Annotated in this window: 17 protein-coding genes and 2 pseudogenes; 11 read left to right on the forward strand and 8 right to left on the reverse strand. The window is 72.9% G+C overall.

Annotated elements, in window-relative coordinates; all coding sequences use genetic code 11:
• The first annotated feature begins 174 nt into the window (after nucleotides 1-174).
• The 6 genes and pseudogenes from AC5L38_RS29200 (at nucleotide 175) to AC5L38_RS29225 (ending at nucleotide 5,743) form a co-directional block, all read left to right on the forward strand.
• A complete protein-coding gene (locus AC5L38_RS29200; protein WP_495246038.1) occupies nucleotides 175-1,401 on the forward strand; it encodes an acetyl-CoA acetyltransferase in 1,227 nt (408 codons plus the stop codon).
• Nucleotides 1,402-1,481: 80 nt separating this feature from the next.
• On the forward strand, nucleotides 1,482-2,999 hold the full coding sequence (locus tag AC5L38_RS29205; RefSeq protein WP_495246039.1) for a carotenoid oxygenase family protein: 1,518 nt from the start codon (nucleotides 1,482-1,484) through the stop codon (nucleotides 2,997-2,999).
• Nucleotides 2,996-4,300 (forward strand): winged helix-turn-helix transcriptional regulator, encoded by a 1,305-nt coding sequence (locus AC5L38_RS29210; protein ID WP_495246040.1) that lies wholly within the window; start codon nucleotides 2,996-2,998, stop codon nucleotides 4,298-4,300. The genes AC5L38_RS29205 and AC5L38_RS29210 overlap by 4 nt, the downstream gene beginning before the upstream one ends.
• A gap of 297 nt (nucleotides 4,301-4,597) precedes the next feature.
• Nucleotides 4,598-4,750, forward strand: a pseudogene (locus tag AC5L38_RS29215) (AMP-binding protein); the annotation flags it as partial.
• A gap of 13 nt (nucleotides 4,751-4,763) precedes the next feature.
• Nucleotides 4,764-5,537, forward strand: a complete 774-nt coding sequence (locus AC5L38_RS29220; RefSeq protein ID WP_495246184.1) for an AMP-binding enzyme — start codon at nucleotides 4,764-4,766, stop codon at nucleotides 5,535-5,537.
• Entirely contained in the window at nucleotides 5,507-5,743 is a 237-nt protein-coding gene (locus AC5L38_RS29225) for a hypothetical protein (RefSeq protein ID WP_495246041.1), read from the forward strand. Before AC5L38_RS29220 ends, AC5L38_RS29225 begins: the two co-directional genes overlap by 31 nt.
• A 142-nt stretch (nucleotides 5,744-5,885) precedes the next feature.
• Here AC5L38_RS29225 and AC5L38_RS29230 read toward each other — a convergent pair whose 3' ends face one another.
• The 6 genes from AC5L38_RS29230 to AC5L38_RS29255 form a co-directional block, all read right to left on the reverse strand.
• Complete coding sequence (locus AC5L38_RS29230) at nucleotides 5,886-7,052, reverse strand: FecCD family ABC transporter permease (protein ID WP_495246042.1); 1,167 nt, start codon at nucleotides 7,050-7,052, stop codon at nucleotides 5,886-5,888.
• 80 nt (nucleotides 7,053-7,132) lie between these two features.
• The gene (locus tag AC5L38_RS29235; RefSeq protein WP_495246043.1) at nucleotides 7,133-7,900 is read right to left on the reverse strand and encodes a class I SAM-dependent methyltransferase; all 768 of its coding nucleotides are present in this window, start codon (nucleotides 7,898-7,900) and stop codon (nucleotides 7,133-7,135) included.
• 90 nt (nucleotides 7,901-7,990) lie between these two features.
• Nucleotides 7,991-9,001 (reverse strand): ABC transporter substrate-binding protein, encoded by a 1,011-nt coding sequence (locus tag AC5L38_RS29240; RefSeq protein ID WP_495246044.1) that lies wholly within the window; start codon nucleotides 8,999-9,001, stop codon nucleotides 7,991-7,993.
• 217 nt (nucleotides 9,002-9,218) lie between these two features.
• A complete protein-coding gene (locus tag AC5L38_RS29245; RefSeq protein WP_495246045.1) occupies nucleotides 9,219-10,175 on the reverse strand; it encodes a hypothetical protein in 957 nt (318 codons plus the stop codon).
• A complete protein-coding gene (locus AC5L38_RS29250) occupies nucleotides 10,172-10,732 on the reverse strand; it encodes an RNA polymerase sigma factor (protein ID WP_495246046.1) in 561 nt (186 codons plus the stop codon). Before AC5L38_RS29250 ends, AC5L38_RS29245 begins: the two co-directional genes overlap by 4 nt.
• A gap of 291 nt (nucleotides 10,733-11,023) precedes the next feature.
• The gene (locus AC5L38_RS29255) at nucleotides 11,024-12,049 is read right to left on the reverse strand and encodes a carboxymuconolactone decarboxylase family protein (protein ID WP_495246047.1); all 1,026 of its coding nucleotides are present in this window, start codon (nucleotides 12,047-12,049) and stop codon (nucleotides 11,024-11,026) included.
• Between the two features lie 306 nt (nucleotides 12,050-12,355).
• Between AC5L38_RS29255 and AC5L38_RS29260 the strand changes: the two genes are divergently transcribed.
• Nucleotides 12,356-12,817: a hypothetical protein gene (locus tag AC5L38_RS29260; protein ID WP_495246048.1), complete on the forward strand. Its 462-nt coding sequence runs from the start codon at nucleotides 12,356-12,358 to the stop codon at nucleotides 12,815-12,817.
• Between the two features lie 130 nt (nucleotides 12,818-12,947).
• Here AC5L38_RS29260 and AC5L38_RS29265 read toward each other — a convergent pair whose 3' ends face one another.
• A complete protein-coding gene (locus AC5L38_RS29265) occupies nucleotides 12,948-13,466 on the reverse strand; it encodes a class I adenylate-forming enzyme family protein (RefSeq protein ID WP_495246049.1) in 519 nt (172 codons plus the stop codon).
• Nucleotides 13,403-13,753, reverse strand: coding sequence for an AMP-binding protein (locus tag AC5L38_RS29270; protein ID WP_495246050.1), 351 nt, complete (start codon nucleotides 13,751-13,753; stop codon nucleotides 13,403-13,405). Before AC5L38_RS29270 ends, AC5L38_RS29265 begins: the two co-directional genes overlap by 64 nt.
• A 113-nt stretch (nucleotides 13,754-13,866) precedes the next feature.
• Between AC5L38_RS29270 and AC5L38_RS29275 the strand changes: the two are divergent.
• From AC5L38_RS29275 to AC5L38_RS29290, 4 genes and pseudogenes are all read left to right on the forward strand, one after another.
• Nucleotides 13,867-13,911: pseudogene (locus tag AC5L38_RS29275) on the forward strand (hypothetical protein); the annotation flags it as partial.
• 136 nt (nucleotides 13,912-14,047) lie between these two features.
• Nucleotides 14,048-14,512: an ABC transporter ATP-binding protein gene (locus AC5L38_RS29280; RefSeq protein WP_495246051.1), complete on the forward strand. Its 465-nt coding sequence runs from the start codon at nucleotides 14,048-14,050 to the stop codon at nucleotides 14,510-14,512.
• 843 nt (nucleotides 14,513-15,355) lie between these two features.
• Complete coding sequence (locus AC5L38_RS29285) at nucleotides 15,356-18,115, forward strand: helix-turn-helix transcriptional regulator (RefSeq protein WP_495246052.1); 2,760 nt, start codon at nucleotides 15,356-15,358, stop codon at nucleotides 18,113-18,115.
• Between the two features lie 228 nt (nucleotides 18,116-18,343).
• Nucleotides 18,344-18,484 carry a hypothetical protein gene (locus AC5L38_RS29290; protein WP_329082214.1) on the forward strand — a complete coding sequence of 47 codons (141 nt, stop codon included), beginning with the start codon at nucleotides 18,344-18,346 and terminating at the stop codon, nucleotides 18,482-18,484.
• Nucleotides 18,485-18,689 lie beyond the last annotated feature (205 nt).

The following is an 18,689-nucleotide window of genomic DNA, read 5'->3' on the forward strand; positions in this document are numbered from 1 at the left end:
GCCGTCGTCAAGTAACTCTTTTAAATGTAGTGAGAGGCTCGGGGGGCGGCAATACTGTCCCGAAGGAGTTTTTCCGCACGGACCTGGACGGACGGTCCGGGGTCCGTTGACGGCATACTCTTCTTGTTGTAGTAAGAAACGGACAGCAGACGGATCTCAGCGAGGAGGCGCGCCATGCCGGACGCGGTATGGATCCTGGGCGGCCACCAGAGTGACTTCGCCCGCAACTGGTCGCGGGCCGGTCAGGGGTTCGCCGAGCTCACCGGGGAGATCGTGAGCGGCACCCTCGACGACGCCGGCCTCGCCCCCTCCGACGTGGACGTCATCCACGTCGGCAACGCCTTCGGCCAGCTCTTCACCGGACAGGGCCAGCTGGGCGGCATGCCCGCCACCGTCGAGCCCGGGCTGTGGGAGGTCCCCGCCGCCAGGCACGAGGCGGCCTGCGCCTCCGGCGGCGTCGCCGCGCTGGCCGCGATGGCCGACATCGAGTCCGGGCGCTACGACTGCGCCCTGGTCCTCGGCCTGGAGCTGGAGCGCACCGTGCCCGGCGACCTCGCCGCCGGGCACCTCGGCGCCGCCGCCTGGGTGGGCCACGAGGGGCAGGACGCGAAGTTCGTCTGGCCCCACATGTTCAGCGCCCTCGCCGACGAGTACGACCGGCGCTACGGCCTCGACGACGCCCACCTGCGGGCCGTCGCCGAGCTCAACTTCCGCAACGCCAGGGCCAACCCCAACGCGCAGACGCGCGGGTGGACGTTCACCGAGGCCAGTTTCGCCGCCGACGACGAGGCCAACCCGGTGGTGGAGGGCAGGCTGCGGCGTACGGACTGCAGCCAGATCACCGACGGCGGCGCCGGGGTGGTGCTGGTCGGGGAGCGCTTCCTGTCCCGTCACCCCGGACTCGCGCGCGAGGGCCGCCTGGCCCGGGTGCTCGGCTGGGGACACCGGACCGTCGGGCTGCCGCTGGCGGCGAAGCTGGAGCGCAGCCGCGACCAGCCGTACACGCTGCCGCACGTGCGCAACGCGGTGCTCGACGCGTTCTCCCGCGCGGGCGTCGGCGGCGTCGACGACCTCGACGGCATCGAGACGCACGACTGCTTCACCGTGTCGCAGTACGCCGCGATCGACCACTTCGGCATCACCGGGCCCGGCGAGAGCTGGAAGGCCATCGAGAACGGCGACCTGGAGATCGGCGGGCGCATCCCCGTCAACCCGAGCGGCGGTCTCATCGGCGGCGGCCACCCGGTCGGCGCCACCGGGGTCCGGATGCTCCTCGACGCCGCCCGCCAGGTCACCGGCCGGGCCGGTGCCTACCAGGTCGAGGGGGCACGCCGGTTCGGCACGCTCAACATCGGCGGCAGCACGACCACGACCGTCAGTTTCGTCGTCGGGGCCGAGTAGGCCGGGCGAAGTGGCGGGCACTCCCGTGCGGTCCGGTCACACGAGGGCCCGCGCGGTCCAGTCATACGAGGAGAAGACAAATGGACGTCGAAGTCGTCGGGCGCGTGCTGTCGACCCTGCCCCAGGACGACGACCACCCGTACCGGACGGGTCCGTGGCGGCCACAGACCACCGAGTGGCGCGCCGAGGACCTGCAGGTCGTCGAGGGAGAGATCCCCGCCGACCTTGACGGGGTCTACCTGCGCAACACCGAGAACCCGGTGCACCCCGCACTGGAGCGCTACCACCCCTTCGACGGCGACGGCATGGTCCACGTCGTCGGGTTCCGCGACGGCAAGGCGTTCTACCGCAACCGCTTCATCCGCACCGAGGGGCTGCTCGCCGAGCGGGAGGCGGGCAAGCCGCTCTGGGCCGGGATCGCCGAGCGGCCCGGCGACTCCCCGCGCCAGGACGGCTGGGGAGCCAGGGGCCGGATGAAGGACGCCTCCAGCACCGACGTCGTCGTGCACGCGGGCGTCGCGCTCACCAGCTTCTACCAGTGCGGCGATCTCTACCGGCTCGACCCGCTCACCCTGGAGACGCTCGGCAGGGCCGACTGGGGCGGGGCCTTCCCCTACGACCTGGGGGTCTCGGCGCACACCAAGGTCGACCCGCACACCGGGGAACTGCTCTTCTTCAACTACGGCACCGACGAGCCGTACATGCACTACGGCGTGGTCGGGGCCGACAACCGGCTCAGCCACTACGTGGAGGTCCCGCTCCCGGGGCCGCGCCTGCCGCACGACATGGCCTTCACCGAGAACTACGCCATCCTCAACGACTGTCCCATGTTCTGGGAGCCCGAGCTGATGGCCAGGGGGCGGTACGCGGCCAGGTTCCACCCCGAGCTGCCGACCCGGCTGGCCGTCGTGCCCAGGCGCGGGGGCGGCCGGCCGATCCAGTGGTTCGAGGCCGACCCCACCTACGTGCTGCACTGGGTCAACGCCTACGAGGAGGGCGACGAGATCGTCCTGGACGGCTTCTTCCAGGACGAACCCGAGCCCAAGGACACCGGCGAGGGCGGCGCCTACCAGCGGATGTTCCGCTTCCTCGCGCTCGACCGCATGCAGACCCGGCTGCACCGCTGGCGGCTGAACCTGGTCACCGGGCGCTGCGGGGAGGAACGGCTGACCGACTCCGTCACCGAGTTCGGCGTGCTCAACAACGCCTACGGCGGGCGCCGCCACCGCTACGCCTACGCGGCCACCGGGCTGGAGGGGTGGTTCCTGTTCGACGGGCTGGTCCGCCACGACCTGTTCACCGGCAACGAGGAGCGCTTCGGCCTGCCCGCCGGGGTGTACGGCAGCGAACCCGCCATGGCGCCGCGTGTGGGATCCTCCGCCGAGGACGACGGTTACCTTGTTACGCTGACCACCGACATGAACGAAGATCGTTCCGAGTGCCTGATCTTCGACGCGGCCAGGGTGGTCGACGGTCCGCTGGCCAGGCTGAGGCTTCCCGAGCGCATCTCCAGCGGCACGCACGCCACCTGGGCGGCGGGCGACTCGATCCCCGGCTGGCGGGACGCCGACTCACCGGCTCACGCCCTGAGGCTGTGACCGGCGTGACCCGGCCCGCGAGGGCGGGAACCGGCGTCGCCGGTCCCTCCGGCGCGGACGCCTCCGGTCGCGTGGCCGCGGGGGCCGACGTCCCCGCCGGCCACGACGCGCCGGGGACGGACCGCACCGGTCCCGCCGTGGTGGGGACGGAGCTCACCGGCCCTGCCGTGGTGGGAATGGAGCGCACCGGTCCCGCCGTGGTGGGGACGGAGTCCGCCGGTCCCGCCGTGACGGGGGGCGCGGTCGCCGGTCCCGCCGTGACGCGGGCGCAGGCCGCTCCCGGACCCGGAGCTCCGGGAGGGGAAGCGGCGGCGAAGGGCACCCGGGACCGTGGCCTACAGGAGACGCGCGTGCTCGTGCACCCCATGGACCGTCCCACGCAGCTCCCGCCCGGGCACACCAACGCCGTCGGCCTCACCCTGGGGCTGATCGGCGACGAGTGGAACCTGCTGATCCTGCGTTACGCGCTGCTCGGGGTGCGCCGCTACGGGGAGTGGCGGCAGGAGCTTCCCATCTCGCACGCCGTGCTGACCCGGAGGCTGGCGTTCCTCACCGAGATGGGCGTCTTCGAGCGGGTCGAGTACCAGAGCAGGGCCAAACGGTTCGAGTACCGGCTGACCAAGCGGGGCCGGGACCTGTGGCCGATGCTGCTGTCGGTGTGGGCGTGGGAGTCGCGCTGGGTGCCCGAGCACCAGGAGTCGCTGCCCAGGATGGTCCACCGGCGCTGCGGCCGGGAGTTCCTGCCCATCCTCACCTGCGCGGCCTGCTCGCGTTCGGTACGGCCCCGCGACATTGTTGGCGGTTTCGGGCCGAGCGGCACCTGGGAGCGCTCGGTGCCCGCCGCCACGACCCGCCGCCGCTCCGGCTCCACCGCCGACGGCGGCGCGGGCATGTTCCCCGAGACGATGGCGCTGGTCGGCAACCGCTGGTCGGCGGCCATCCTGGGCGCCGCCTTCCAGGGACTGCACCGCTTCCGCGACTTCGAGCAGCGCCTGGGCGCCCCGCCCACCATCATCGCCGACCGGCTCCGGGTCTTCTGCGAGCTCGGTGTCTTCGAGCAGGTCCCCAGCGCCGAACGGCCGGACTGGCTCAGCTACCACCTCACGGAGAAGGGGCGGGCCTTCTTCCCGGTGACGATGACCGGCATCGACTGGGGACAGCGGTGGTTCCGGGCGGCCGAGGGACCCGCCCTGGTCTACACCCACCGGGCGTGCGGGCGCGACTTCCAGATCCAGCTGACGTGCGACGCCTGCACGGCACCGCTGCGCGGCCACGAGATCGTCGTGCAACGCCCGGCCTGAAACGGCCGGGCGGGCGCTCGCCCGGGCCTGACAACCCAACAACCCGACAGGAACCGGACGGCGACGCCCGGCTCGCGAGAAGGACCGACGGCGACGCCCGGTCCGCGTGGAAGGGCCGGACGGCGACGCCCGGTCCGTGTGAGAAGCCGGGCGGCGACGCCCGGCCACGAAGAGAGAAGGACGACCATGCCCCCCGCCCCCACCCCCGTCGCCGATCTCCTGCGCCTGTCCGCGAGCCGCGCGCCCGTCGCCGTCACCGGTGACGGCTGCGCCGCCACCTAGGGGGAACTCGCCGAGCGCTCCGACAGGGTGGCCGACGCCCTGATCGCCGCGGGCCTCGAACCCGGCGACCGCGTGGGGTACGTCGACCGCAACGCCACCGAGTACTTCGAGCTGCTCTTCGGCGCGGCCAAGGCGGGCGTGGTGCTGGTCCCGCTCAACTTCAGGCTGGCCGGCGGACGAGCTGCCCGCGGCCCGCGACGCCGACTTCTTCGCGCTCCGGCAGATCGTGTACGGCGCCTCGCCCATCACCGAGAGTCTGCTGGCACGGGCGGTCGCGCTGTTCGGCGCCGAGTTCTTCCAGTCGTACGGCCTCACCGAGACCATCGGCGTGACGACCCTGCTCGGTCCCGACCAGCATCTGCCGGACAACCCGGTCAAGGGGCGGCTGCGCTCGGCCGGGCGGGCGGTGCCCGGCATGGAGGTGGCGATCCTCGACCTGGAGACGGACCGGCCCGCCGACCCCGGTGTGGTGGGCGAGGTCATCGTCCGGGGCCCCTGCGTGACGACCGGCTACTGGCGCAACCCCGCAGAGACGGCCGCCGCGTTCCTGTCCGGCGGCTGGCTGCGCACCGGCGACGCCGGGTCGATGGACGGCGAGGGCTACCTCTACCTGAACGACCGGATCAAGGACATGATCGTCAGCGGCGGCGAGAACGTCTACCCCGCGGAGGTGGAGAGCGCCCTGGCCAGGCATTCCGCGGTGCTGGAGAACGCGGTGATCGGCGTCCCCTCCGAGCGCTGGGGCGAGACGCCCCTGGCGGTCGTGGTGCCCCGCCCCGGCCAGGAGGCCACCGAGGAGGAACTGCTCGCCTGGACCCGCGAGCGGCTGGCCCACTACAAGTGCCCCACCGCCGTCTCCTTCGTCGACGCGCTGCCCCGCAACCCGTCGGGCAAGGTCCTCAAGCGCGAGCTGCGCCGCCCCTGGTGGGAGGGCACCGACCGCCAGATCGGCTGACCCGCGGGCGGCAGACGACCGACGCGCTCGCCGCCGTCCTCGCCGAGGAGACCGGAGCCGCCCCGGACGACGGGGAGGGCGAGGCGACCCGGGAGGCCGTCGCGGCGCTGGACGCGCACGGCCACTCCTACCGGATCCTTCACGTCGCGGTGACCGGCATGCGCCACATCAAGATCCGCCGGAAGGGGCGGCAGCCGAGCGGCTGAACCGCACGACCGAACCGCGCGGTCCGGCCTCGCCGTCATCGGTGTCCGGGCGGTTGAACCGCGCGGTCCGGCCCGCCGTCACCGGTGTCCGGGCGGCTGAACGGCACCGCACGGCCCGGCCCGCTGTCACCGGTGTCCGGGCTCATGACCGGGCGCCCCTGCCGCGCATGATGACCGCGAACGCCGGGACGCCGATCAGCGCGGTGAGGATGCCGACGGGTACCTCGCGCGGGGAGAACAGCGTGCGCGCGGCGGTGTCGGCCCACAGCAGGAAGATCGCCCCGTACAGCGCGCAGGCCGGTAGCAGCACGCGGTGGCGGGCGCCCACCAGGAAGCGGACGGCGTGCGGGACGACCAGGCCCACGAAACCGATGGCGCCGCTCGCCGCGACGAGGACCGCGGTGCTCAGCGCGGTGGTGACGAGCAGGACGAGCCGCGTCCTGCCCAGGGCGACGCCGAGCGAGGCGGCGGTCTCGCGCCCGAGGGCCAGGGCGTCCAGGGCAGGGGCGGCGGCCCAGCACACCGCCAGGCCGGCCCCCGCCACCGCCGCGCAGAGGACGGCGCTGCCCCAGCTCGCCGAGGCGAGCGAGCCCAGCAGCCAGAACGTCACGCCGCGGGTGCTCTGCGCGTCACCGGCCCAGATGACGACCAGGCTGGTCAGCGCGCCGAACAGCTGTGAGACCGCCACCCCCGCCAGCACGACGCGCAGGGAGCCGCCCGGTGTCGCGCCGGCGAGCAGGAGCACGCAGCAGAAGGCCGCCAGGCTGCCGGCGAAGGCCCCCGCCGTCAGGGCGGCCGCGGTCCCCGATCCCAGGCCGAGGATCAGGACGGCCACCGCCCCGGTCGACGCCCCGGAGGAGATGCCGAGCAGGTAGGGGTCGGCCAGCGGGTTGCGGGTCAACGTCTGCAGGACCGCCCCGCACACGGCCAGGCCACCCCCGACCAGCGTCGCGAGCAGCACCCGTGGCAGGCGCAGCTCCCACACGATCGCGTCCCGCAGCGGGCTCGGCGGGTCCACCGGGAGGCCGAGGTGCGCGGCGACGCTCTGGAACACGTCGCCCACCGACAGGCCCGCGGCCCCGACGGTCACCGCGAGCGCCACCGACAGCGGCAGCAGCACCAGCCCCGCGCCGCCCACCGGGAGCGCGCGCCGCCGCCCGGCCCGTGAGACCGTGACGCCGTCCCGCCGCGCGGTCCGTCGCGTCGCGACGGCGTCCCGCCACCGCGCGGCCCGAGAAGGCGTGGCGGCCGCCTCGGGTCCGGAGGGCAGGGCCGTCGGGGTGGTACGCGCGAGGTCGTCAGAGGTCATCGCCTACCCCGGCTTCCCGCGGGAACCCCGAGTTCCGGTGTCGCGGAGGTACGCGACAGGTCGTCAGAGGTCATCGGTGGTCAGCGCCGGGCGAAGACGACGTAGTCGTCCAGGTACTGCCAGACGGTTCCCACCTCGGTGAAGCCCGCCGTGCGCAGCGCCGCGAGGTGGAACTCCAGCGGTGCGTGGGGCTGCGGCGGGCGGTCGGCGAAACGCCGCTCGCGCTCGGCTACCAGGGGAGCCAGCTCGGGGTGCTGGGCGGCCACGGCCCACCACCGCTCCCACGTGGCCGCACCACCGGCGAAGGCCGCCGCCTGTACGGCGGCGTCGTGGTCGGCCGACAGCCGTCGCAGCACCGGATGCCCGTCGCCGAAGCGCAGATGGTCGGCGTTGAGGAGCACGGCACCGGGCGGCAGCAGCCGCGCCAGCTCGGCGTACACCTCCAGCAGCTGCCCGGGGGAGAGCCAGTGCAGCGCGGTGGAGGTCAGCACCGCGTCGAAGCTCCACCCGGGCAGCGCCGACGACCAGCCCGCGTGCGCCAGGTCGGCCTCGACCACGACGGCACGATCGTCGTGGCGAGCCAGGACCGAGCGCGCGAGCCGGGTCAGCACCGGGTCGTGGTCGACGGCCGCGGCGCGCGCCCGGGGAAAGCGGCTCAGCACGCGGTCGGCGATCGAGCCGGGCCCGCAGGCCAGGTCGAGCACGGTGGGACCGTCAGGGCAGTGCAGGCCGAGCACGTCGAGCATCACCTGGAAGCGGTTCTCGCGGTGGGCCACGTAGGCGGCCTGCTGCTCCTCCCAGGAGGAGAACAGGTCCCGCGAGGTCACGGAAGCGGTGGGGGTGGTCATCAGGGTCTCCGGGAGGATCGGTGGTGCGGTCGTGTGGTCCGCGGTCGGTGGCCTGCGGTCGGCGGGGTACGGGGTCGGTGGGGCGCGGGGTCAGCCGTAGAGGTCCCGCAGGCCGCGGCCGACCTGTTCCACGGCGCCGACGCTCCTGATCGAGGGGTCCATCGCCGATCCGGGGACGACGACGAATCGGTTCTTCCTGACCGCGGTGAGCCGGGAGGCGACGGGGTCGGAGCGCAGGAAGCGCATCTTGGCCTCGGCGCTGTCGCCGTCACCGCCACGGGTGAGGTCGGCCAGCACGATCACGTCCGGGTCGCGCTCGGCGATCTTCTCCCAGCTGCCCTCGGACCACTGCTGGTCGATGTCGGAGAAGGCGTTCCCCGCGCCGAGGAACGTGCCGATGGTGTCGGGCAGCCCGCCGCGGCCCGCGATGGCCGGGGTCTTCGTCCCGGAGTAGTACCACATGAGTTTCACGTCCGGACTCGTGCCGGTCGCAGCGCCGGTCGCGCCCCCGGTCACGTCCCTGGCCGTGGTCCTGGCCGCGTCGAGGCGCTTTCGCAGACCGGCCACCACGCTCTCGCCGCGCTCGGGGACACCGAAGATCTTCGCGATGTCGCCGATCTCACCGAAGATGGCGTCGAACGTGACGGAGGAGGGGATCAGGCCGGGGTCCTCGCAGTCGTTGGAGGAGAGATAGGCCGGTATCCCGAGCCCGGCCAGGTCCTTCCTGGTCCCGCCGGCGTCCGGCGCGTAGGCGGAGGCGCGCATCGAGTAGACGAAGTCCGGCCCGGCGGCCAGCAGGGCCTCCCGGCCGGGATACTGGGCGGCCAGGACGGGGACCCCGTCGTAGTCGGCCTTGAGCTCGCCGAGCACCGGGTCCGTCCGGTACGCCGTGCCCGCCATCCGGTCGGCGAGCCCCAGGGTCAGCATGATCTCTGTCGCGTTCTGTTCCATGGAGACCGCCCGGCGCGGCGGCGCGGCGACCTTGAGGGGCAGGCCGCAACTCGTCAGCTCCGTGACGACGGGCGCGGCCTCGCGGGCGGCCCCGGTGGACGTGCCACTCGCGCTCCCGCAGGCGGCGAGTGTGAACAGGAGGGAACCCACTATGAAAATGGGAACGGTTTTCATAGTGGGCGACTGTACAGCACGGGGGAAGGTGCCGAGAGGGGAGGGGGCGCACGCTCGCCCGCTGTCGCGGGGGCGGGGGCGGGGGCGGGGGCGGTCGAGCATGGGGAACTCCGGAGCGCGACGGTGGTTCCCGCCGGACGACACGGAACCGGCTCCCGCCCTCCGAGGAGGGCGGGAGCCGGTTCTCGCGTGGTCAGGAGGCGGGCGGTGGCGCGCTTCCGTTGTAGAACGGGTTCTCGGGCAGCCGTTCGGGCGTGACGAGCAACCGGATCGTCCCGGCCTTCACCTGCCAGGCGTTCCAGACGGTCCAGTCACGTCCGACCCGATCGGCGGGGAGCGGCTCGAAGGACAGCCCGCCCGTCTTCGCGTCGATCCGGATGACGCTGAACACCGTGGCCAGGTCGCGTTTCCGCGCCTCGGCCAGGATCTCGTTCACCGGACGGCCGTCCCTCAACCGGACTCCGGCGAACATCTCGCCGGGGGCCATGGCCAGGTCGAAGTTCGCGTACTCCTCTTCCGGCCTGGCCTGGCGCCCCAGCCTGACGTCCACCGTGCCGGTGAAGCCGGAGGGAATCCGCATCACCATCACGCAACCGGCGTCCTTTCCCGGCTCGCACCCCTTGGGAGCCGTCCCCATCGAGAGGGCGACACCGCCGAACCGGGGACCGTAGGGGTCCGGTGTCCTCCCCTCGTCTGGTCTGTCGCTACCTGTGATCATCATTCCCATGATCTTGCCCACGCTGCCCCGCGAGACGGGTACCGGTCGCAGCCTGATGTTCAGGCCGACCGCGCGGAACGCCTCGGTGTACCTGGCGTGGTCGGCGAACGGGTCCTTGATGCGGGCGACGTACTGCTCGCCGTCCAGCGCGATGTCGACGGCGGAGTTCGCGTAGCTCGTGGCGCTCCCGCCGCGCAGCAGGCCGGGGCCGACGACGACCCCGGCGATGAGCGCCCCGGCGACGACCGCCCCGGTCACCAGGCGCGGCCTCCACGACTCTCGGCGCGGCGGCGAGACCGCGGGGGCCTCGGACCCCGATCCGGACATGATCGACGTCAGTAGCGCCCGAGCCCCCGCGGCGGACGCCTGACCGGCCAGTTCGTCGTCGCGGACGCGGGCCGGCAGGCCCACCGTCCTGTCGGTGTTCTTCATGAGGACCTCCACGTCGGGACCCGCGCGGTCCGGCTCATCGGTGTGAATTCGATCCCGGCCTCGGCCAGCTCGTACGAGAAGCGCCTGCGGGCCCGATGGAGCCGGATGCGTACGGCGTTGCGGGAGCGGCCCGTGACGAGGGCGATCTCCCCCGCGTCCAGGCCCTCCCAGGCCACGAGCGACAGCAACTCGCGATCCTCGTCGGACAGTTCACGAAAAATCCGTCCTATCGCCTTGAGCTCCATCTCTTCCCCGGGCGGGGACGCGTGGGCGTAGAGATCGGCGACGTTCTCACGCAGTACCGTCTGGTGGGTGTGACGGCGTATCAGCCCCCGGCGGTGATTGGCGAAAACGTTGCGCGCCACGCCGTACAGCCACAGCCTGGCCTGCTCGCCGGGCGGCAGGTCGTCCACCCGGCGCCACGCGATCTCGAACGTCTCGGCCACCACGTCGGCCGCGTCCTCCGGAGAGTCGCAGCGGCGCATCGCGTAACCGAGGATCTGTTCGTACGTGTCGAGGTAGACCTTCTCGAACCAGGCTCTTCGGTCGTCAGGCACGGGCGGTTCCCATGGCAGGACGCCTCCTCGGTGATGGGGGTTGCGGACACCCCCTCATGTCCGAGGTGCCGGCATCATTTCATCGGAATTCGAAGGGAAACGGCTGTGCGCCATCACGTGAGGAAGGCGCCCTTCGCCGTCGACGGACACGGTGCCACGGCGCCGGTGGCGGACGACACCACGGCCGACGACCCGAAGGGCCGCGCGAAGAACCGGCGCGCGGAGGTCACATTCTCTCGCTGACCGGCATTCCCACCCTCCGGCGCGGGACGCCGGGGCACGGGACGTTCCCTAGCCGGTGGCCGCTGCCCGGCCGATGCTCGTCTCGACGCGCTCGACGGCGAGCATCGCGCCGAAGGCGAGCAGGTGCAGCAGGCAGTGGTCGGTGTGGCGGTCGGCGCGCCAGCGGGCGACGTCGTCCTCGGTGATCTGGTCCGGTGCCAGCGCCGCGAGGATCGCGAGGGTCGCCCCGGCACGGTCGCCGGGTGCCAGGGTGTCGAGTGAGGTGGCGGGCCACCCGTCGTCGGCGGGAAGATACCGGCCGAGGTGACGGCCGACGGTGTCGCGTACCGCCGCGCGGGCGTCCTCGGACAGCAGGAACCCGCCCTTGGCCGCCGAGTCCCGCAGCGCCGCGTAGGCGGGGCCGACGGGATGTTCCCCCGCCCAGGCGGGTGCGGGCCCGGCGGCGCCGTCCTTCAGCAGGAGAAGGCCGTCGCCGGAGGCGCGCGGCTCGACGGCGCGGGCGATCGGCGCGCCCTCGAAGGGCCGCGCGGTGTCCGACTCCCGCATGCCGCCGGGAAGCAGGTGCTCCGCGAGCAGGATCAGGACCATGCGGTTGACGAAGTGCAGCGCCAGCGCGGTCCCGATGTACTCGGGGGCGAGCGCCTCGGGGACGGGCGGCGCCGCGAGGACCTGGGAGCCCGGGGAGCCCGGGGTGCCGGTGGCCCTCGCCCACCGGACGACGGCCGCGACGTCCTCGTCCGCCGGATCGTCACCGCGGCGCAGTGCCCGCGCGACGTCGCCTCCTCCGGACAGCTCCAGGAAGACCAGATGCCCGGCCACGTCGTACTCGCACCGGTTGACCTGGGAGACGGAGACCGCGACGGCCTCCTTGTTCCGGCGGGGAGCGGATCCGGCCAGCAGCGACTCGCGCAGCAGTGCCCAGCCGGGGGCGAGCAGTTCGGGCGCGGGGGACATCATCATGACCGCCGGGCCGATGCTGCTGAACTCGGCGTCGACCTGGTCGTAGACGGCGGCGACCTGTCCGTCGGCGGTCTCGGGCGGCACCGGGGTGATGTGGCGGAAGAGTGAGGACATCGGACGATCCTTTCGCCGGTGGAGGGACGTGCCCGCGCGCACCGGGCCGGGACGCCTCCTCCCGAACGAGCGCGGGTTGTGATCGTCGCCCTTGTGACGGCTCGCGGTCGTGGTGCCCTGGGAGGCTCTTCCGGCTACGCCGCGGAGAGTAGGGGGCGCGACGGGACTACCGCACCGGGATCAGCGGGACCACCTCACCGGATCGGAGGCCGCGTCAGGCGGCCCTCCGCGACGCCGTGCAGCGACCTTCGTTTCTGACACAGGCCGTCGCTAGCTTGGTGGGGACGTCAACGAGAGGACACGAAGATGGACGGCAGGCATCCCGCACTCGCGCGGCTCGACGTGCTCGTCGGAAGGTGGACGGTGCAACCGAAGGTCGACGGCGTCGGCACCGCGTGGACCGAGTTCGCCTGGCAGCAGGGCGGCGCGTTCCTGCGCCAGCACTCCGACGCCGACCCGATCCCGCCCACAGCGCCGAACCCGTGGCGGGACCACGCGCCGTTCCCCACCACCGCCGTGATCGGCCTCGACGACACCGCCGGGGAGTTCACCATGCTGTACGCCGACGCCCGGGGCGTGCACCGGGTCTACCGCATGACGTTCGCCGACGACCTGTGGACGATGTGGCGGGACGCGCCCGGGTTCAACCAGCGCTTCACCGGCACGCTGAGCGCCGGCGGCGACACCGTGGACGCGCGGTGGGAGATGTCGGAGGACGGCGTGACCTGGAACCTCGACTTCGAGCTGACCTACACCCGCGTGCGCTGAGGGCCGGGCGTTCGCGTTCGCGCGTGTCGGAGGGCCGTGCCCGCGCGTGCCGAGGGGGCGGCACGACCGCGTGCGGCGGGACACCGGCCCGCGTTCACCTGGCGACGCCCCTCCGGGTGACGTCCGGGGCTCAGCGCCGACCGTGGTCCCGGCGGAGGCGCGTCTTGAGGAGTTTGCCGCTCGCGTTGCGCGGCAGCGCGGTCACGAACGAGACGTCGGCGGGGCACTTGAAGTGGGCCAGGCGCTCCCTGGTCCAGGAGATCAGCCGCTCGGCGGTGACCGGTTCCGTGCCGGGGCGCCGGACGACCACCGCGTGCGGCACCTCGCCCCAGCGGTCGGAGGGCACGCCGATCACGGCCACCTCGGCGACCGAGGGGTGGCCGGTCAGCACGCTCTCCACCTCGGCCGGGTAGACGTTCTCACCACCACTGACGATCATGTCCTTGATCCGGTCGTGCAGGTAGAGGTAGCCGTCGGTGTCGAAGGAGCCCCCGTCGCCCGTACGCAGCCAGCCGTCGGGCAGGATCGTCGCGGCCGTCTCCGCCGGGCGCCGCCAGTAGCCCGCCATCACGTGCCCGCCGCCGATCAGGACCTCGCCCCGCTCGCCGGGACCGAGGTCCTCCAGCGTCTCCGGATGCACCACGCGCATCGGCACGCCGTGCATCGGGCGGCCCGCCGACAGCAGCCGTCCCTCCAGGCCGGGTTCCGGCAGGTGGTCGTCGGACGCAGGACGGTCACGCCGCCGGTCGACTCGGTGAGCCCGTAGCTCTGCAGGAAGCGGCAGCCGATGGACTCGGTCGCGGCCCGGATCACCGGCAGCGGGATGGGGGAGGAGCCGTACACGACGATCTTCAGCGCCGACCAGTCGTACTCCCGCACGCCGGGCAGCGCGACCAGCCGCTGGATGAGCGTCGGCACCAGGGCGGCGTGCGACACGCGCCGCGAGATCAGCAGGTCCCGCAGCTCCTCGGGGGCTGCGCGCGGGCTACGGCCAGGCGCGGGTCCTGCACGGCGTCGAACTGGAGATCGGCGAGGGCGAGGCGGTGGTGGTGCTCGGCGCGAACGGCGCGGGCAAGACCACCACCATGCGGGCCCTGGCCGGGCTGCTCCCGTACGAGGGAACGATCCAGCTGGAAGGGCCGTCCCCTCGGCGGGCTGTGCCCCGACGCGGTCGTCTCCCGGGGCGTCAGCCTGGTCCCGCAGGGGCGAGGCACCTTCCCGCACCTCACCGTGCTGGAGAACCTGCACGTCGGCGCCGCGCTCCGCAAGGACAGGGCGGGCATACGCGAGGACGTCGAGCGCTGGTGCTCGGTGTTCCCGGTGCTCGCCGAGCACACCGGGCAGGCCGCGGGCACGCTGTCGGGCGGCGAGCAGCAGATGCTCGCGGTGGCCCGCGCCCTGATGAGCAGACCCCGCCTGCTGCTCTGCGACGAACCCAGCCTCGGGCTCGCCCCGCGCATCGTCGCCGAGCTGTTCGACATCCTGGCGGCCGTCAACCGCGAGCAGGGCGTCTCGATGCTCCTCGTGGAGCAGAACGCCGAGCTCGCGCTCGGCCTGGCCCACCGCGTCTACCTGCTCGAAGTGGGCCGGGTGATCGCCTCGGGAACCGCCGAGGAGTTCCGCGGGCTACAAGAGGCCCTCCAGGGTGTTCGTCGTCGCCGAGCTTCCGCGCAACGCGGCCAGGAAGGTACGTAAGGAGGTGCTGCGGCAGCGCTTCCAGGACACGGACGGCTCCGCCTGATCCTGATCCGGGTGTTCCCCGGTGGTACTCGTCACGGCTTCGCCTGTCCCGATCCGGGTGTTCCCCGGCGGTACTCCTCACGGCTCCGTCGGCCCCGATCCGCGCGTCCCCGGCGATGCTCCCCATGGCTCCCCATGGCTCCGCCTGCCCTTGAGCTGCGTATCCTCCCATCGGTACCTGCCATGGCTCCGGGCCGGTCCTGATCGTGCACCCCTCCCCGGGCAGCCGCCCACGAGCAGACCTCGCCTTCCCCCACGGTCCGGGCGCCTGAGCCGGTGCCCCGGACCGTGGTTGGGAAATCGCACACCGTATCCTGGGTGTGCTTCCTCGCGTAATGTGTGAGGTATTGGGCACTTCGTGTCACCGGATACTTACCGAGCGCGGAAATCGCCGATCGCGTGAAATCCGTGCCGCACGTGCGGCGGCGGTCGGCGGCAATCAACGGTCACGGCCCCTTTGTGGCCGGGTCGTATCCGTGAACCGCCGCTTCCTCCGGCAAGCGGGAGATCGCTCGCATTCCGCCAAAAATCAGTATGGAATAGGGGAAAAGCAGGTCGAGGCCGGTGGGGTCGGGCGCCGCGACCTCGACGGGCGGCGGGTTCTCAGCGTGTCCGGCTGGTCGCAGCCTGCTTCCGGACCGCTCCAAGGGTGAGGGAATCCTCGGGACGCCCGGATGACACGAATTTCATTCGGATTTGTTTTGTGAAGAATCTTCAGATGAAATGCATGCCGATAGGTTGATTCCTGACCCATAATCGCCGTCAAGAACATGGGGATCGGGAAAAGGGAGCGCTGCGTTGCACGGCAGAACCTCTCCGCTGTTCATCGGCCGGAAGCGGGAGCTCGACTTCCTCGAGGAGGCATGGCGGGAGGCCGGTCGCCGTGACGCGCGGGTCGTGGGTGTCCGGGGCGCCTCGGGGATCGGCAAGACCGAGCTGGTCGAGCGCTTCCTGCGCACCGTGCCCGGCGTGCGGACCGTTCGCGCCTTCGGCGACGAGGACGCGCTCGCCCACCCCTGGGGGGTGCTGGAGCAGATCGCCGAGCAGCTGCCGACCCCGACGCTCGCCAGGACGCTGTCGGGCCAGTCCGAGGCCGCCTTCGTCGGGCAGGCCCTCGCGGCGGAGCTCGCCGCCGCGGACGCGCTGATCGTGGTCGTCGACGACGCGCACTGCGGCGACCGGCAGTCGATGGCCGCGCTCCGCCTGGCGGCCCGGCGCCTGCGCAACGCCCAGGTCATGCTCCTGCTCGTCCACCAGGCTCCCGGGTACGCCACGGGAGCGGCGCCGGACGCCCCCCGCCTGGAACTCCACGAGGGGTGGGAGCGGATCTTCGACTCGTCGCAGGGGCGCCTGCTCCAGGTCGAGGGGCTCCCCGCCGACGACCTCGTGAGGCTCGCCGTCGCGACCGGGCACGACGGCCTCACCCCCTCCGGCGCCAGGAGGCTGCACGAGCACACCGACGGCAACGCGCTGCACTCGCTCCTCCTGCTGGACCAGGTGGAGATGCACTCGATCAACTTCGGCAACGGCCCGCTGCCCGCCCCCCGCGGCATGACGCAGGCCGTCGTGTCGCGGCTCGCGTCGTGCGACCGCCGTACCCGCGAGGTCGTCGGCGCGGCGGCGGTGCTCGGCCGCCGTTTCGGCCTGACCGACCTGCGCGCGCTCTCCGGCGTCGCCGACGTCACGACGCCCCTGGAGGAGGCCGCCGCCGCCGGGCTGGTCAAGGAGATCCCCGGTACGGGCGGGCAGGAGTTCGCGTTCACCACCCTGCTCGTCTGGGACCGCATCTACTACGACTCCGGCGTCGAGCGCCGCCGTGCCCTGCACCGCAGCGCCGCCCTGCTCGGCGGTCCCGGCGCGCTGTGGCACGGGATCGCGGCGTCCGGCGGCGGTACGGACGGCGAGCTCGCCGCGCTGGCCCAGGAGGAGGCCCAGTTCCTGCTGTCGCGCGGCAGGCTGCCCCTGGCCGCGGTGTACGCCCGCCACGCCGCGGACCTGACCCCGCCGGGACCCGACCGGCTGGCCCGGCTGCTGACGGCCGCCGAGACCCTGCTGGTCTCCGGTGACGCCACCGTCGCCAGGCGCTACGAGAACGAGATCCTCGCGGCGCCGCGAGGTCCCTGGCGCGACTACGTCGCCGGTTACCAGGCCCTGATCTCCGGACGCGTCGCGGAGGCCAAGCTGCTGCTGGTCCAGGCACTGGGCGCCGCGGGGCGCGACAGGGCGGAGAGCCCGCACACGCCCGCGGACCTGCGGGCGCGCATCGCGGCCCAGCTCGCGATCATCGGGGTGGTGGAGATCTCCTACCCCGAGATGGTCGAGTACGGCACGGCGGCCGTCGCGGCGGGCAGCCACGAGCCGTGGGTGCGCGCGTTCGCCTGGTTCGCCCAGTCCCTGGGCTGGACCCTGGCCGGACGGGCCGAGGACGCGCTGGCGTCCCTGGCGGACGCCGACCTGCCCGGTTCGGTGGCCGGGCTGGACGGGCTGGTCGCCAGGGGGATGATCCGGCTGTGGACCGACGACCTCGAGGGCGCGTCCGCCGACCTGCGTGAGAGCGTCGCGCGGGCGACACGCGGAGAGGCGCTGCGGGTCGGCCAGGCACTCGGCTTCCTGGGCGAGGCCGAGTACCGCCGGGGCAGGCTCGACGACGCCGTCCAGTTCACCAGGCTCGCCGTCGGCGACGCCGAGGAGAACGAGCGGGTCTGGGACTACGCGATCCTGCACTCCCTGGCCTGCTACCCCCGCGCGGCCCGGGGCGAGTGGGACCGGGCGCAGGAGCACGCCCGCCAGGCCGCCGACTGGGCGCCGGTCGTCGAGAGCAGGGCGAGCCTCGCCTACGCGGCGGGCGCGCGCGCGGCGATCGCCCAGGCCCAGGGCGACGTCCAGCGGCTGCTCAGCGCGGCCGAGGCCATCGAGCTGCACTACGACTCCCTGGAACCGGGCACCCACCTGTTCGGCCCGATCGGCGCCGACGCGCTCTCCCTGCTCGGCCGGGTCGACGAGGCGGACGCCGCGCTGGAGGTCTTCACCGGCAGGGCCGCGTCGAGCGGGCGCCGCTCGACCCTGATGTCCATCGCCAGGGTGCGGGGCCAGATCGCCGCCGCCCGGGGCGACCACGCGGGCGCCGTACGGGAGTGCGAGGAGGCCCTGTCCCTGGCCCGCGAGGTGGGACTGCCGATCGAGGCCGGCAGGATCGACCTGGTGATGACGCGCTCCCAGCACGCCCGGGGCCGCCACGCCGAGGCGGAGCGGCTGCTGCGGCGGGCGCTGGTCGCCTTCAACCGCACCGGCGCCGCGGCCTACGCCGACCTCGCCCTGAGGACGGCCGGGGAGCTGAGGCTCTCCGTGGACGGTCCCAACGCCGCCTTCAGCAGTCTCACCGGGGCCGAGCGCGAGGTCGTGGCGATGGTCTGCGAGGAGATGACCACCCGTCAGATCGCGCAGAAGCGCTCGGTGGCGATCAGCACCGTGGAGACGCAGCTGAACCGCATCTACGCGAAGCTGAACGTCACCAACAGGGTCGAGCTCCGCGCGGTCCTGTCCGACCCCGACGAGTAACCGGCTCCCGATACCCGTCCCACGCCCCACGCTCGCGGCGCGCGAGGAACGGCGCCGCGGCCGTTCCGGCGTGCACGAAACGGGCCTGTAGGTGTACGGGAAGCGGGCATGTCGAGGTATGTCATGGCATCCGTAGGGGTGGTACCTGGACGCTTTTCCAGGTCCCCGCGACTACCGTGAGCGCTTGCCAGAGCGCCGGGAGAGCGGCGCCGCCGACAGGAGGCCGGAATGCGGTTGACCATCGACGTCCAGAGGACCGCCACCGGTCACATCGCCGGGACGGTGGAATCCGATGACTCCGCGCCGCCCGTCCCCTTCCACGGCGTCATCGAGCTGGTCACCCTCCTGGAAACCCACCTGGACGGATGACCGCGGGAGAGGGCGCCGTGTGCTCGGCGGTGCAGGAGGCAGACGTCCATGGAGTGTCAGGCCAGGGGGGAGAGCATCAGATGGGCACCACGTCCCACCTCGGGAGGGAACTCGGGAGGGAGCACAGCCGCCGGCCGGTGGCGGGTCGCGCGTACCGCCGGCCGCCGGCCGTGACGGTCCCGCGAGCCGCACGGGTCGTGCGGGT

This window comes from Streptosporangium nanhuense, assembly GCF_059358815.1.

Bases quoted from the DNA above. Each gene is read 5' to 3' on its own strand.
- AC5L38_RS29200 (WP_495246038.1), top strand. From the start codon at position 175: ATGCCGGACGCGGTATGGATCCTGGGCGGCCACCAGAGTGACTTCGCC.
- AC5L38_RS29205 (WP_495246039.1), top strand. From the start codon at position 1,482: ATGGACGTCGAAGTCGTCGGGCGCGTGCTGTCGACCCTGCCCCAGGAC.
- AC5L38_RS29230 (WP_495246042.1), bottom strand. From the start codon at position 7,052: ATGACCTCTGACGACCTCGCGCGTACCACCCCGACGGCCCTGCCCTCC.
- AC5L38_RS29235 (WP_495246043.1), bottom strand. From the start codon at position 7,900: ATGACCACCCCCACCGCTTCCGTGACCTCGCGGGACCTGTTCTCCTCC.
- AC5L38_RS29245 (WP_495246045.1), bottom strand. From the start codon at position 10,175: ATGAAGAACACCGACAGGACGGTGGGCCTGCCGGCCCGCGTCCGCGAC.
- AC5L38_RS29255 (WP_495246047.1), bottom strand. From the start codon at position 12,049: ATGTCCTCACTCTTCCGCCACATCACCCCGGTGCCGCCCGAGACCGCC.
- AC5L38_RS29260 (WP_495246048.1), top strand. From the start codon at position 12,356: ATGGACGGCAGGCATCCCGCACTCGCGCGGCTCGACGTGCTCGTCGGA.
- AC5L38_RS29265 (WP_495246049.1), bottom strand. From the start codon at position 13,466: ATGCGCGTGGTGCATCCGGAGACGCTGGAGGACCTCGGTCCCGGCGAG.
- AC5L38_RS29290 (WP_329082214.1), top strand. From the start codon at position 18,344: ATGCGGTTGACCATCGACGTCCAGAGGACCGCCACCGGTCACATCGCC.